Source organism: Dickeya oryzae (assembly GCF_020406815.2).
GTDB lineage: Bacteria > Pseudomonadota > Gammaproteobacteria > Enterobacterales > Enterobacteriaceae > Dickeya > Dickeya oryzae.
The window spans coordinates 1,178,291-1,192,901 of record NZ_CP162670.1; the positions used below are offsets into that span (position 1 = coordinate 1,178,291).

Annotated in this window: 11 protein-coding genes; 8 read left to right on the forward strand and 3 right to left on the reverse strand. The window is 55.1% G+C overall.

Annotated elements, in window-relative coordinates; genetic code table 11:
- Positions 1-93 precede the first annotated feature (93 nt).
- Positions 94-2,631, forward strand: coding sequence for a bifunctional glycosyl transferase/transpeptidase (gene mrcB, locus LF929_RS05075; protein WP_210175609.1), 2,538 nt, complete (start codon positions 94-96; stop codon positions 2,629-2,631).
- Between the two features lie 65 nt (positions 2,632-2,696).
- On the opposite strand, the gene hemL is transcribed toward mrcB, so the two are convergent.
- Positions 2,697-3,977, reverse strand: a complete 1,281-nt coding sequence (hemL, locus tag LF929_RS05080; protein ID WP_210175610.1) for a glutamate-1-semialdehyde 2,1-aminomutase — start codon at positions 3,975-3,977, stop codon at positions 2,697-2,699.
- Positions 3,978-4,154: 177 nt separating this feature from the next.
- Here hemL and clcA point away from each other — a divergent pair, with 177 nt between their 5' ends.
- Entirely contained in the window at positions 4,155-5,552 is a 1,398-nt protein-coding gene (gene clcA / locus LF929_RS05085) for a H(+)/Cl(-) exchange transporter ClcA (protein WP_210175611.1), read from the forward strand.
- Positions 5,553-5,632: 80 nt separating this feature from the next.
- Positions 5,633-5,977, forward strand: coding sequence for an iron-sulfur cluster insertion protein ErpA (gene erpA / locus LF929_RS05090; RefSeq protein WP_012885775.1), 345 nt, complete (start codon positions 5,633-5,635; stop codon positions 5,975-5,977).
- A gap of 134 nt (positions 5,978-6,111) precedes the next feature.
- Here erpA and btuF read toward each other — a convergent pair whose 3' ends face one another.
- Complete coding sequence (gene btuF / locus LF929_RS05095) at positions 6,112-6,945, reverse strand: vitamin B12 ABC transporter substrate-binding protein BtuF (protein WP_226093506.1); 834 nt, start codon at positions 6,943-6,945, stop codon at positions 6,112-6,114.
- A gap of 55 nt (positions 6,946-7,000) precedes the next feature.
- Entirely contained in the window at positions 7,001-7,702 is a 702-nt protein-coding gene (gene mtnN, locus LF929_RS05100; RefSeq protein WP_038926526.1) for a 5'-methylthioadenosine/S-adenosylhomocysteine nucleosidase, read from the reverse strand.
- Between the two features lie 182 nt (positions 7,703-7,884).
- Here mtnN and dgt point away from each other — a divergent pair, with 182 nt between their 5' ends.
- The 5 genes from dgt (at position 7,885) to cysT (ending at position 14,597) form a co-directional block, all read left to right on the forward strand.
- Complete coding sequence (gene dgt, locus LF929_RS05105; protein WP_038908777.1) at positions 7,885-9,402, forward strand: dGTPase; 1,518 nt, start codon at positions 7,885-7,887, stop codon at positions 9,400-9,402.
- A gap of 164 nt (positions 9,403-9,566) precedes the next feature.
- Positions 9,567-11,018, forward strand: coding sequence for a serine endoprotease DegP (degP, locus tag LF929_RS05110; RefSeq protein WP_038905290.1), 1,452 nt, complete (start codon positions 9,567-9,569; stop codon positions 11,016-11,018).
- 204 nt (positions 11,019-11,222) lie between these two features.
- Positions 11,223-12,380 carry a CdaR family transcriptional regulator gene (locus tag LF929_RS05115; RefSeq protein ID WP_016941782.1) on the forward strand — a complete coding sequence of 386 codons (1,158 nt, stop codon included), beginning with the start codon at positions 11,223-11,225 and terminating at the stop codon, positions 12,378-12,380.
- Positions 12,381-12,676: 296 nt separating this feature from the next.
- On the forward strand, positions 12,677-13,687 hold the full coding sequence (locus LF929_RS05120) for a sulfate ABC transporter substrate-binding protein (protein WP_029456390.1): 1,011 nt from the start codon (positions 12,677-12,679) through the stop codon (positions 13,685-13,687).
- A 97-nt stretch (positions 13,688-13,784) separates the two neighbouring features.
- Positions 13,785-14,597, forward strand: a complete 813-nt coding sequence (cysT, locus tag LF929_RS05125) for a sulfate ABC transporter permease subunit CysT (RefSeq protein WP_226093505.1) — start codon at positions 13,785-13,787, stop codon at positions 14,595-14,597.
- The last annotated feature ends 14 nt before the right edge of the window (positions 14,598-14,611 follow it).

Consider the following 14,611-nt stretch of genomic DNA (forward strand, 5'->3'; position numbering starts at 1 on the left):
TTCCCCCTTCCTTGTGTAGCGTGGGAGACACAGAGTAGACGGCCATGGTGAGTAACCCTGAGCCGTCAGTAACCTGATGGAGATGTCACTGTAATGTCTCGGGATGACCGCGAACCTATCGGGCGCAAACGTAGTGCGTCACGACACACTCCCCCTCGCAGGCAAGCGACGCGCCGTCGCAGGGATGATGACTACGACGACGATTATGACGATGAGTATGAAGACGACTATGACGAGGATGACGAGGAAGAGGTCATGAGCAAGCGGCCACGTAAAAAGCGCCGCTGGCTGGGGTGGCTTATCCGGCTGTTCCTGATTTTCGTGGTGGTGATGTCGGTTTACGGCGTGTACCTCGACGGAGAAATCCGCAGTCGTATCGACGGCAAGGTATGGCAACTGCCAGCGGCGGTGTATGGCCGCATGGTTAGCCTTGAGCCTGGCATGCCTTATAGCAAGAAAGACATGACAACGCTGCTGGAAGGCATGCAATACCGTGAAGTGAGCCGGATTACCCGTCCGGGCGAGTTTACGGTGCAGGCCAACAGCATTGAAATTCTGCGTCGTCCGTTCGATTTCCCGGATGGCAAAGAAGGGCAGATCCACGCCAAGATGATCTTCAGCAGCGATCGGCTGTCGCAGATCCAAAACATGGACAATCAGCGTAATTTCGGCTTCTTTCGGCTCGATCCGAAGCTGATTACCATGCTGCAATCGCCAAACGGTGAACAGCGGCTGTTTGTCCAGCGTTCCGGCTTCCCCGACCTGTTGGTGCAAACGCTGATCGCCACCGAAGACCGCCATTTCTACGAGCATGACGGTATCAGCTTCTACTCCATCGGTCGTGCGTTGATAGCCAACCTGACGGCGGGCCGGGCAGTGCAGGGCGGCAGTACGCTGACCCAGCAGTTGGTGAAAAACCTGTTCCTGACCAACGAGCGCTCGTTGTGGCGTAAAGCCAACGAAGCCTACATGGCGTTGATCATGGACTACCGCTACAGCAAGGATCGCATTCTGGAGTTGTATCTGAACGAGGTGTACCTCGGTCAGAGTGGTAACGATCAAATCCGTGGTTTCCCACTGGCTAGCCTCTACTATTTTGGCCGTCCGGTAGACGAACTGAGTCTCGATCAGCAGGCGATGCTGGTGGGAATGGTCAAGGGGGCGTCGTTGTACAACCCATGGCGTAACCCACAGGTCACGCTGGAGCGCCGTAATCTGGTGCTGAAGCTGTTGCAGAACCAGCAGGTTATCGACGAAGACCTATATAACATGCTGAGCGCGCGTCCGTTAGGGGTGCAGCCGAAAGGAGGGGTGATAAGCCCACAACCGGCATTTATGCAGATGGTGCGCCAGGAGTTGCAGCAGCGGCTGGGTGACAAGGCGAACGATCTGTCCGGGGTGAAAATCTTCACCACACTGGATCCGGTGTCGCAGGATGCGGCGGAAAAAGCGGTGGAAGACGGCATCCCTGCACTGCGCGCCGCGCGTGGTGTTAAGGACCTGGAATCGGCGATGGTGATTGTCGATCGCTTCAGCGGCGAGGTTCGGGCGATGGTGGGCGGTTCCGATGCCCAGTTTGCCGGTTTTAACCGTGCCATGCAGGCGCGTCGTTCCGTTGGCTCACTGGCGAAGCCACCGACCTATCTGACCGCGCTCAGTATGCCGGATCGTTACCGTCTGAATACCATCCTGCCGGATGAGCCGATTTCACTTAAACAGCCGAACGGCACCATCTGGGAGCCGAAAAACTACGATCGCGAATTCCGTGGTCGGGTGATGTTGGTGGATGCGCTAGCGAATTCACTCAACGTACCAACGGTCAATCTGGGGATGGCCGTTGGACTGGACCAGATCAGCGATACGTTGCAGAAGCTGGGGATCCCGCAGAACCAGATTCAGACGGTACCGGCGATGCTGCTGGGTGCTATCAGCCTGACGCCGATGGAAGTCGCACAGGAGTACCAGACTATCGCCAGTGGTGGCAGCCGCGCGCCGCTTTCGGCGCTGCGCTCGGTGATTGCTGAAGACGGTAAGGTGCTGTATCAGAGCTTCCCGCAGGCTGAACGGGTGGTGCCGTCACAGGCGGCTTACCTGACCTTGTACGGTATGCAGCAGGTGGTGGAGCGTGGTACTTCGCGTTCGCTGATGGTGAAATTCGGCAATTACCATCTGGCGGGGAAAACCGGTACCACTAACGACTTGCGCGATAGCTGGTTTGCGGGCGTCGATGGCAGAGAGGTAGTGATCACCTGGGTCGGGCGTGATAACAACGGCCCGGCAAAACTCACCGGGGCCAACGGGGCGTTGACCATCTATCGTCGCTATCTGGAAAACCAGACGCCGCTACCGTTGATGCTGACACCGCCGGAAGGCATTACCACCATGACGGTGGATAGCAGCGGCAACTTTATCTGTAATGGTAGCGCCGGCCGGGCATTGCCGGTGTGGACAGATAATCCGCAGGCACTGTGTCAGGCCAGCCAGCAGCAGGTGGTGCAGTCGCCAGCCGCCTCGTCGGGCAGTCAGAGCCAGCCGCAGCCAGGTCAGCCGGGTCAGCCAAATCAACCAAGTCAGCAACAACAAGATGGTGGCAGCGTTCCTGATTGGATCAAACAGATGTTCGGGCAGTAACGACCCGCCGCAGAGAAGTGAGTAATACGCCCGGCTTGCCGGGCGTAGTTTTTTCGGGTGTTTGCTTACAGGGCGGCAAAACAGCGACGAGCGGCCGCTACCGTGTGCTCGATATCCTCTGGGCTGTGTGCCAGCGACATAAAGCCAGCTTCGAACGCCGACGGCGCCAGATAGACGCCCTCATCGAGCATCAGGTGGAAGAAGCGCTTGAATCGCTCTACATCACACTTCAGCGCATCCTGATAGCAAGTCACCTGGGCCGCATCGGTAAAGAAGATACCAAACATGGCTCCGACATGGTTTACCACCAGTGGGATGTGTTGTGCTTTCGCGGCTGCCAGCAAACCTTCTGCCAGTTGCGTTGTCCGCTCGGTCAGTGTCTGGTGAACGCCAGGTTTAGCCACTTCACTCAGGCAGGCGAAACCAGCCGCCATCGCGATCGGGTTGCCGGACAGGGTACCTGCCTGATAAACCGGGCCGGTCGGTGCCAGCGCTTGCATGACATCACGACGCCCGCCGAACGCGCCCACCGGCATCCCGCCGCCAATAATTTTGCCAAGGCAGGTCAGGTCAGGACGTACGCCGTAATGCGCCTGCGCACCGCCTAATGCCACGCGAAAACCGGTCATCACTTCGTCGATGATCAGCAGCGCGCCGAATTCGTCACACAATGCTCTCAGTCCCGGCAGGAACTCTGGCAGTGGTGGAATGCAGTTCATGTTGCCCGCGACTGGCTCGACGATAATCGTGGCGATATCTTGCGGATACTGTTCAAATGCCGCACGCACCGAGCTCAGATCGTTGTAGGTGCAGGTTAGGGTATGGCGGGCAAAATCAGCCGGTACACCGGGAGAGTTGGGTTGCCCCAGCGTCAGCGCGCCGGAACCCGCCTTCACCAGCAGGCAGTCGGCGTGGCCGTGATAGCAGCCTTCAAATTTGATGATTTTGTCGCGACCGGTGAAACCACGTGCCAGACGGATAGCACTCATGGTCGCTTCGGTGCCGGAGTTCACCATGCGCACCATTTCCATGCTTGGTACCAGCGAGGTCACCCGTTGCGCCATTTTCACTTCCATTTCGGTGGGCGCGCCAAAGCTCAGGCCGCGCTCAGCGGCTTCAATCACCGCCTGACGAATGGCCGGGTGGTTGTGGCCCAGAATCATCGGCCCCCAGGATCCCACATAGTCGATATAGGATTTGCCATCCGCGTCGTAGAGTCTTGAGCCTTCCGCCCGTTCAATGAACAAGGGAACGCCTCCAACGCCGTTAAAGGCGCGCACCGGCGAGTTAACCCCACCGGGAATCAGTTGACGGGCGGCGGCGTACAGACTTTCAGATTTATTCATTGCGGCTTCCTGATTGGATTTGCATAGCGAGTGACGCCCATTCTAATCGTCTGTTTCGCGTTGTGAAATCGTCGGACACACTTTAGCTTTACGCCATCAGTATTCCTGCTGGGCAAGTACGTCGTTACATGACTAGAATGAGGCTCTTGTCCGCTATGTTAACGTTGATTTGCTGTCATGCTTTCTTCTTTTTCTTTGCCTGCGGCGGTACGTCGCGCTGCTATCAGACAACTTGTTCGCCGTGATAAAACCCCTGTCTACATCTTGGTGATGGCCGCGTTGACCGGCACGCTGGTTGGACTGGTCGGGGTGGGGTTCAATCAGGCGGTCAATGCCGTACAGCACTGGCGATTGTCCTCGCTGTCGTCTTTGTCTGGCAGTGTCTGGGTGTGGCCGCTGAGTATCCTGATATCCGCTCTGCTGGCAGCGGCGGGTTACGGGCTGGTGCGTCGTTTTGCGCCGGAAGCCGGTGGTTCCGGTATCCCTGAAATCGAGGGGGCGCTAGAAGATTTGCGCCCGGTACGCTGGTGGCGGGTGCTGCCGGTGAAATTCGTCAGCGGGATTGGAACGCTGGGAGCCGGTATGGTGCTGGGGCGTGAAGGGCCGACGGTACAACTGGGCGGAAACATTGGCGGTATGGTGGCGGCGTTGCTCCCGGCGCGTAAAGGGGATGTCCGGCATTCACTGCTGGCGACCGGTGCGGCGGCTGGTTTGTCCGCCGCGTTCAATGCGCCACTGGCTGGGATCTTGTTCATTATTGAAGAGATGCGCCCGCAGTTTCGCTACAACCTGATTTCCATCAAAGCGGTATTTATCGGCGTGATTATGTCCAGCATCGTCTATCGGGTGCTGGAAGGCGATCACGCGGTGATCAATGTGGGTCAACTGCCGTCCGCCCCAGTGGGAACACTGGGGTTATATCTGCTGCTTGGTATTCTGTTTGGTGCTGTCGGGGTGATATTCAATGCGTTGGTGCTGGGGGCGCAGGCGCGTTTTTTACGCTTTCACGACCATTCGCTGCCGCGATTTTTGCTCACCGGTCTGGTGGCGGGGGGAATATCCGGGTTACTGACGCTGGCATTCAGCGATGCGACGGGCGGTGGTTTTACGCTGATCCCGATCGCAGCGGCGGAGCACTATGGGGTAGGGGGGCTGCTGGTGATTTTTCTGGCTCGAGTCGGGATGACCTTGCTCTGCTTTAGTTCCGGCGCGCCGGGGGGGATTTTTGCTCCCATGCTGTCGTTGGGCACGTTGCTGGGAGCCGCGTTTGGTATGGTATGCGCACATATTTTTCCCGACTGGGGACTTGGTGCAGGAACCTTTGCCGTGGCGGGGATGGGGGCGTTGTTCGCGTCATCGGTTCGCGCGCCGCTGACCGGTATCGTGCTGGTTCTGGAGATGACGGACAACTATCAGCTGATTTTGCCGATGATCATTACGTGCCTTGGCGCGACGCTGGTGGCACAGTTCCTTGGTGGTAAGCCGCTTTACTCGAGTATTCTTGCCCGCACACTGGAGCGTCAGGCGCAGCAAGAAGCACTAACGGCCGAAACCGGTGCTGGTATCAAATCTTGAACGTTGTCGGGTGCTGTTGGATAATAAAACGATAATGAGGGCTGTTGAATTCCGCCCGGTATTGATTGGGAGTAAAAAAAATGAGCGATGATGTAGCACTGCCCCTGCAGTTTACCGATGCGGCAGCTAATAAGGTGAAACTCCTGATTGCCGATGAAGAAAATCCGGAACTGAAACTTCGGGTTTACATCACTGGCGGCGGCTGTAGCGGCTTCCAGTATGGTTTCACCTTCGATGATAAGGTTAACGACGGTGATATGACCATTGAGAAACAAGGGGTCTCCCTGGTGGTCGACCCGATGAGTCTGCAATACCTGATCGGCGGCTCAGTGGATTACACCGAAGGGCTGGAAGGTTCGCGTTTTGTGGTAACGAACCCGAACGCCAAAACTACTTGTGGATGCGGTTCCTCTTTCAGTATCTGACAATAGCTCGCCTATACCCTAAGTAATTCGAGTTGTCCTGCAACCTTGAAGTATGACGGGAATATCAGAAAAACCCGTGGCCTGACTGGCACACGGGTTTTTTTATGTCGGTACTCCAGCGGGTGAGATGGTCGTCAGCCTTGCCGGGCGGCGAATTGTTGGCACAGCTGTTCTGCTGCCAACATCAGTCGTGGGCCTGTGCGACTAAACCAGTCCTCATTAACTGCGATGACGTCAGGGCTCAGTTGCGGTTGCCAGAAGGCGTTGACCTGTTCTACCGCACCGGGTGGGCCGCTGATAACGACGACCTGAGGCTGACGTCGAATCACCTGTTCGCGGCTGACCTGTGGCCAGGGTACCGGGCTGTCGGCAAATATATTACTGCCACCACACAGGCTAATAACCTGGCTTTGCAGCGTTGCCTGCGATGACGTAAACAGCGGTTGACTGCCAAACTGCAAAAACACCCGTACCGGCGTACGGTGGCTATACTGCTGTGCCAGTAACTGTTGTTGCTGACGAAACCGCTGGGCGGCTTCATGTGCTTGGTCCGGATGCGGGCTGTATTGCGCCAGCATGTCTAACTGGCGTGGAATGTCATCGAGTGTGGCGGGGTCAAGGTACAGAATGTGGATGCCGAATGACGCCAGTTGTTCAAGGGGGCGCTGGGCATTGCCTTCCCGCCATGCCAGTACCAAGTCCGGCTTTAATGCCAGAATCCGCTCCAGATTGATGCCCTGCCAGTTGGCGACCTGTTCGATGTGTTCAGCCTCTGGCGGATAATTGGACCAGGCGCTGACGCCGACCAGTTGTTCGCCAAGCCCGGCGGCAAACGCCATTTCGGTAGCATGCGGTGCCAGACTAACAACACGCTGCGCTATCGGCTCAGCCCGACAGGGTAACAGCCATAACAGGACCAACAGCCACAGGATGCGAGAATACCGTATGAGAGAATAAAAGGATGTCACGGCTTGGGTCTCGAAGATAAACGAACCGGGGCGTGGGTAGCCCCGGAGGCAGCAATTAATGGCTTTGCGCCAGTGCCTGCAGCATGGTTTCCACCATCTTGGTTGACTGCTGAGCGGCGGTAACCAAAAACTCGTCGAAACTGAGGTGTGATTCCTGATCGGCAACATCGGAAATGGCTCGTACCACCACAAAAGGTACGCCAAACTGATGGCAAACATGGCCGATGGCCGTGGCTTCCATTTCTACCGCGATAGCCTGTGGGAACGTGTGACGGATACGTTCCAGCGGCGCTTTACCGTTGATAAAGGCATCACCGCTGACGACCAGCCCGCGAACGGCGTTCAACTGTAACTGGCTGATGGCTCCCTGTGCCAGCGTGATCAGCTTTTCATCGGCGGTAAACGCGGCCGGGCAACCCGCCATCTGGCCGGGTTCGTAACCAAACGCGGTGACGTCAGCGTCGTGATAACGCACTTCGTCGGAAACCACGATATCCCCCACCTTGAGTGATGACGCCAGACCACCGGCGGAACCGGTATTAATCACCACATCCGGCTGGCAGTGTTCCAGCAACAGCGTGGTGCCCAGCGCGGCGGATACTTTACCGATACCGGATTTCAGCAAGGCCACCTCCACACCGTGTAACTGGCCGCTGTAAATTTCACAGCCCGCGCGCTGGAAGGTCTGGCGGTTTTGGATCTGCTCTCTTAACAGGGTTACTTCTTGTTCCATTGCGCCGATAATGCCAACTTTCATAGGGTTCCCCACCAATTTGTCAAAAGTCACAAAAGTTTAGTCTATCACGACTTAAGGTGGGCAGCGATTGTACACCTGCCCGGGGACGTGCTATCACTGAGGTGATACCCGTACCAACGCACGTCAGTTATACGCTGCGTGTTTGCAGGCCCCTCTGAAAAGGGCATTACATGGAGAACAGTATGTCTGCTATCGATTTCTCAACCAAACTCAGTTTCCAGCGACGCTTTGGCAGGAAAAGAGACAAAAAGGACGAGTATGCCATTGTGCAGGAGTTTGAGAGCGATCGCGGGCGGATCATTAACTCTGCGGCTATTCGTCGGCTCCAGCAAAAAACGCAGGTATTTCCGCTGGAGCGTAACGCTGCGGTGCGTTCCCGGCTGACCCATTCCATGGAGGTGCAGCAGGTCGGGCGCTATATCGCCAAAGAGATTTTCCGGCAGTTGCGTAAAAGCGGGCAACTGGATGCGCTGGGGTTGGAGCCGCTGGAAACGCCGTTCGAGAGTCTGGTGGAAATGGCGTGTCTGATGCATGACATCGGCAATCCACCGTTTGGGCATTTCGGCGAGGCAGCGATCAATAACTGGTTCCGGCAACGCTTATCACCGGGAGAAAAACCGCAAGATTCACAGCCTGATCCCTGTCTGGTGTCTTGCCTGAGATTCGATGAACAAGATAGTGCCGAACTGAACGCACTGCGTGAGCGTATCCGCCATGATCTCAGTAACTTTGAAGGCAATGCCCAAGCGATCCGGCTAGTGCATTCACTGTTGAAGCTCAATCTCACCTATGCCCAGATCGGCTGTATTTTGAAGTACACCAAACCGGCTTACTGGGCGCAGTCAACACCGCCTGCGTACAGCTACCTGATGAAAAAGGTCGGGTTTTACCTGTCGGAAGAGGCGTTCGTGCAGCAGTTACGCAGTGAACTGAATATGGCGGAGTTTCACCGTCACCCGCTGACCTACATCATGGAGGCGGCGGATGATATTTCTTACTGCATTGCCGATCTGGAAGATGCGGTAGAAAAGAAAATCATCACCTATCAGCAGCTTTATCATCGTTTGGAAGAGGCCTGGGGAGAACGGGCGGAGAAAGACGTCTTTAGCCGTACTGTCGATTTAGCCTATGAAGAGCGGCAACACTTGCCGGGGCGTAGCGAGAGTGACCAATTTTTCATGAAGTTGCGGGTCAACACCGTGAATACGATGGTGCGTTATGCCACGCGGCGTTTTATCGACAATCTGCCAGCAATTTATGAGGGGAGTTTCAACCATTCGTTGCTGGAAGAAGAGAAGGACGACTACGGGCGATTATTAAAGATCTTTAAAGATGTCGCCAGAAAGTTCGTGTTTAATCATCACGAGGTCGAGCAACTTGAACTACAGGGCGATCGCATCATCAGCGGCTTGCTGGAGATTTATAGCCCGCTGCTGAACATGCCGTACCGCGATTTTTGCCAGTTAGTCGCGGACGATACTCACAAGCGTTATCCCATCGAAACCCGGTTATACCACAAGCTCTCCAGCAAGCATTGTCATGCCTACCGCGAGGCGACCCGTCCTCTGGCGGCGCTATCCGATAAAGAGCAAGAGGTGTGGGAGTATTACTACCGCGCCCGGCTGATTCTCGATTACATCAGCGGGATGACCGATTTGTACGCTTACGATGAATATCGTCGCTTGATGGCGGTGGATTGACGCAGGTGAAGACGGTCGGAGTTTTGTAAATATGGACAATATTTCCTTACCCTTCACCGTCTTGCACAGAACAGGCGCAGCTGCGCATAGTGGACTCACTGCTCCTGACCGCTGTGAATGGCTGTCAGAGTTCTCTCGTTGACTGAATTGTGAGACATATCGCTATGAAACAAAAATCATTGATGTTGAGCGCGTTAGCGCTGAGTCTGGCGATAGCGGTGGGGACGCTGCCAGCCACTGCTACTGCCGCTGAGTCGGTGTCATCGTCCAGCGCCCAGTTGCCGAGTCTGGCCCCCATGTTGTCGAAAGTGATGCCTTCGGTGGTGAATATCTCTGTGCAAGGGCATACCACGGCCAGCCAGGGTGCCCAGGTGCCGTCGCAAATGCAGCCCTTCTTCGGTGATAATTCGCCTTTCTGTCAGGAGGGATCACCGTTCCAGTCATCGCCGATGTGTCAGGGCAGCGATGATGACGATGACGGTAGCGCAGACAATGCACCACAGCAGCAGGAGTTTCAGGCATTAGGGGCGGGGGTTATTATCAACGCGGCCAAAGGCTATGTCGTCACCAATAACCACGTGGTGGAAAACGCCGATAAAATTCAGGTTCGCCTCAATGACGGTCGTAAATACGACGCGAAAGTGATTGGTAAGGATCCACGCTCAGATGTAGCGCTGATTCAGTTGAAAGATTTCCGCAACCTGACGGAGATTAAGATGGCGGATTCTGATCAACTGCGTGTGGGGGATTATGCGGTTGCTATCGGTAACCCTTATGGTTTGGGGGAAACCGCGACATCCGGGATCATTTCCGCGTTGGGGCGCAGTGGCCTGAATATTGAAAACTATGAAGATTTTATTCAGACCGACGCGGCTATCAACCGGGGTAACTCCGGTGGTGCGCTGGTCAACCTCAATGGGGAGTTGATAGGCCTGAACACGGCTATCCTCGCCCCCGGTGGCGGCAATATCGGTATCGGTTTTGCTATCCCCAGTAATATCGTGAAGAACCTGGTTAGTCAGATCGTCGAATACGGTGAAGTGAAACGTGGCGAACTGGGCATTTTAGGCACCGAACTCAACTCCGATATTGCCAAAGCCATGAAGGTGGATGCGCAACGCGGGGCCTTCGTCAGCCAGGTGCAGCCGAATTCCGCCGCCGCCAAGGCTGGAATTAAAGCCGGGGATGTGGTCGTGTCGATGAACGGGAAGACCATCAGTAGCTTCTCCGCGCTGCGTGCCCAGATTGGTTCACTGCCGGTAGGCAGCAAACTGACGTTGGGACTGATTCGTGACGGGAAGCCGCTCTCGGTAGACGTCACACTGCAGCAGAGCACGCAGTCGCAGGTCGAGTCCGGTAATCTGAACTCCGCGATTGAAGGGGCTGAGTTGAGTAACACGCAGGTGGACGGGCAGAAAGGCGTGAAAGTCGAGAAGGTCAAACCGAATTCCGCCGCAGCGAAGATTGGCCTGAAACCTGATGACGTGATCCTCGGTGTGAACCAGCAACCGGTCGAAAATATCGGTGAATTGCGCAAGATTATCGACAGCAAGCCGCCGGTGCTGGCGCTGAATATTCGCCGCGGTGGCAGTGACCTGTATTTGTTGATTCAATAATCTGTTGATTCATTAATGTTTTAATTCAATAGCCTGACCAGAAACATGACCGGATGATCGCCGCCCGGTCATGTTTTTTTTCGCTTTTTTTGTGAGTTATTCCACAGTTCCTGTGTGATCCCCCGGTTTTTGTTCATTTGCACAATGTCTGACGCCATATCCAGCGTTATGCTGGTGCGGTTGTCTCTATCCCTTGAGGTTGATATGGCGTCATACCACCTGAATGACAAACTGGCACAGGAGATTGTCGCACGAACCATGAAAATCATTGATAGTAATATCAATGTGATGGATGCGCGTGGGCGAATTATTGGCAGTGGTGATCGCGAGCGTATTGGGGAATTGCATGAAGGTGCGCTATTGGTGCTGTCGCAAGGACGGGTGGTGGATATTGATGACGCAGTCGCGCGTCATTTACATGGCGTCCGGCCCGGTATCAACCTGCCGCTAAAAATCGACGGCGAAATCGTCGGTGTAATTGGTCTGACGGGTAACCCCGGGCAGTTACGGCATTACGGCGAACTGGTGTGCATGACGGCCGAGATGATGCTGGAGCAGGCGCGATTGCTGCACATGCTGGCGCAGGACAGCCGCTTACGGGAAGAACTGGTACTGAACCTGATTCGTACGGATGACCTCTCGCCTGCATTGATGGAGTGGGCGCAACGTCTTGGTATCGATCTGAATCAGCCGCGTGTGGCGGCCGTGGTTGAGGTGGATAGCGGTCAGTTAGGGGTGGACAGCGCCATGGCGGAGTTACAGCAATTGCAGACACTGCTGACAACGCCAGAGCGCAACAATCTGATCGCGATAGTCTCACTGACGGAAATGGTGGTGCTGAAGCCAGCGCTCAGCAACCACGGTCGCTGGGATGCTGAAGATCATCGACGTCGCGTCGATACGTTGTTGTCGCGTATGGAAGAAAGCAGCCGGTTACGGGTACGGGTGGCGTTGGGTAACTATTTTACTGGCCCCGGCAGTATTGCCCGTTCTTATCGAACCGCCCGTACCACCATGAGCGTCGGCAAACAAAGGATGCCGACCCAGCGCAGTTACTTCTATCAGGATCTGATGCTGCCAGTGCTACTTGATAGCTTGCGTGGCGGTTGGCAGGCCAACGAACTGGTTCGGCCGTTAGCCAGGCTCAAGGCGATGGACAGTAATGGTTTGCTGCGCCGCACGCTGAACGCCTGGTTTCGCAACAACGTACAGCCGGGGGCAACGGCCAAGGCGTTATTTGTACATCGCAATACGTTGGAGTACCGCCTCAATCGGATATCTGAACTGACCGGGTTGGATTTGGGTAACTTTGACGATCGGCTATTGTTGTATATTGCGCTGCAACTGGATGAAGAGCAGTAAGCTGTACCCTCGCATACCATCACGAGCGATGACAGGAGGCAGGCTACAGGCCTGCCGCTTACCTTAGATTCAAAAGCGCTGTTAAGCCCTCAATAATATAACCCGAGAGCATAAATTATCTCGAAACAGTATTTTTTCCCCTTCGCCTTATCCTCTATTGTCCCTCTCATAGATAACACTGGCCGCTGTGGTGCGGTCTGGCCGTTGTGCCGGTAGCAGGATAACCGTCAACGGGTCTCTGGGCTTTTTTGATCGCTCGCGCAAGCAACGGGCAGACTTTGAGGGGAATCATCATAATGTCAATGCGTCGTTTGGGATGGTCGCTGGCTACTGCCGCGTTGTTATTGTCGGGGGTAGCGTCGGCTGCTACGGAATTGTTGAATGTGTCTTATGACCCGACCCGTGAGTTTTATCAGCAATATAACGCAGCATTTATCAAACACTGGAAAGAGACTACCGGTGAAACGATTACCGTAAAAAATTCCCACGGCGGCTCCGGTAAGCAGGCTCGCTCGGTGATTGATGGCTTGCAGGCGGATGTTGTGACGTTGGCGCTGGCCGGTGACATTGATGCGCTCAATTTGAATCAGCCGTTGATTGACCCGAAATGGCAGGCGCGTTTGCCGGATAACAGCACGCCTTATACCTCGACCATTGTCTTTTTGGTGCGCAAAGGTAACCCGAAACATATCAAAGACTGGGATGACCTGATTAAGCCGGATGTGCAGGTGATCACGCCGAACCCGAAAACCTCTGGTGGTGCTCGCTGGAATTTCTTGGCTGCCTGGGCTTATGCCAAACACTTGCCGGGTGGAACCGATGAAAGCGCGCAAAAATTCGTGACCGAACTCTATAAGCATGCGCCGGTGCTGGATACCGGTGCGCGTGGCGCGACCATCAGTTTTGTGCAGCGTCAGTTGGGCGATGTGCTGATTGCCTGGGAAAACGAGGCGTATTTGTCGCTTAAAGAGCAGGGGGGCGACCAACTGGAAATCGTCACGCCGTCTCTGTCCATTCTGGCGGAGCCGCCGGTGGCGGTAGTCGATAAAGTGGTAGATCGCAAAGGCACGCGCAAACAGGCAGAAGCCTACCTGAACTACCTATACAGCGACGAAGGGCAGCGTATCATCGCGCAGAATTTTTACCGCCCACGCAATGCGAAAATTGCCGAGGAGTTTAAGTCCCAGTTTGCACCCGTGAAGCTGGTGACGATCGACGATGAATTTGGCGGCTGGAAAAATGCGCAGCCCAAGTTCTTCGATGATGGCGGCGTGTTTGACGCTATCTTCAAACAGATTAATAAATAAACGGTATTCTGACCGTCAAAACCGCCTCCATCGGGGCGGTTTTGCCATGTTGGTTGTCTGAGTCGGCAATTCGTGTTTTTTCATTGAAAGGCTTGTTATGTCGCGACGTATTTCACCGGTAATTCCCGGTTTTGGTCTGACTCTGGGCTTTAGCCTTACCTATCTGGGGCTGCTTGTCCTGATCCCGTTGGCCGCCATGTTCTTGTATGCCAGTCAGTTGACGCTTACCCAGTTTTGGGAGCTTATCACCAGCCGTCAGGTTCTTTTTTCTCTGCGCTTATCCTTCGGTTCTGCGCTGATAGCGGCCTTCATCAACGGTATTCTGGGCACGCTGCTGGCCTGGGTGCTGGTGCGTTATACCTTTCCTGGCCGGAAAATTATCGACGCGATGATCGATATGCCGTTTGCCTTACCTACTGCTGTCGCCGGGATTGCACTGACGTCACTGTATGCCCCACATGGTCTTATCGGTTCGCTATTTCCGTTTCGGATTGCTTATACGGGCATTGGTATTACGCTGGCGCTGATCTTCGTCACCTTGCCGTTTGTGGTGCGTACCTTACAGCCGGTACTGGCAGATATCCCCAAAGAGGTGGAAGAAGCCTCTGCCTGCCTGGGGGCAAACCCGTGGCAGACCTTCCGCCATGTTCTGGTACCGGCCATTTTACCTGCCTGGCTGACTGGTTTTGCGCTGGCATTCGCACGGGGTGTGGGGGAGTACGGATCGGTGGTGTTTATTGCCGGGAATATTCCGTTTAAGACAGAAATTCTGCCGTTATTGATCGTCTCTAAACTGGACCAGTACGACTACAAAGGCGCGACCGGTATCGGCGTGTTCATGCTGGTGGTCTCTTTTATCATGCTGTTGCTGATTAACCTGTTGCAGCGGCGCATTCAACCCTCGTTATAGAAGTATAAAGGATG

Coding starts and splice junctions, on each gene's coding strand:
- mrcB (WP_210175609.1), top strand. CDS start 94: ATGTCTCGGGATGACCGCGAACCTATCGGGCGCAAACGTAGTGCGTCA.
- hemL (WP_210175610.1), bottom strand. CDS start 3,977: ATGAATAAATCTGAAAGTCTGTACGCCGCCGCCCGTCAACTGATTCCC.
- clcA (WP_210175611.1), top strand. CDS start 4,155: ATGCTTTCTTCTTTTTCTTTGCCTGCGGCGGTACGTCGCGCTGCTATC.
- erpA (WP_012885775.1), top strand. CDS start 5,633: ATGAGCGATGATGTAGCACTGCCCCTGCAGTTTACCGATGCGGCAGCT.
- mtnN (WP_038926526.1), bottom strand. CDS start 7,702: ATGAAAGTTGGCATTATCGGCGCAATGGAACAAGAAGTAACCCTGTTA.
- dgt (WP_038908777.1), top strand. CDS start 7,885: ATGTCTGCTATCGATTTCTCAACCAAACTCAGTTTCCAGCGACGCTTT.
- degP (WP_038905290.1), top strand. CDS start 9,567: ATGAAACAAAAATCATTGATGTTGAGCGCGTTAGCGCTGAGTCTGGCG.
- LF929_RS05115 (WP_016941782.1), top strand. CDS start 11,223: ATGGCGTCATACCACCTGAATGACAAACTGGCACAGGAGATTGTCGCA.
- LF929_RS05120 (WP_029456390.1), top strand. CDS start 12,677: ATGTCAATGCGTCGTTTGGGATGGTCGCTGGCTACTGCCGCGTTGTTA.
- cysT (WP_226093505.1), top strand. CDS start 13,785: ATGTCGCGACGTATTTCACCGGTAATTCCCGGTTTTGGTCTGACTCTG.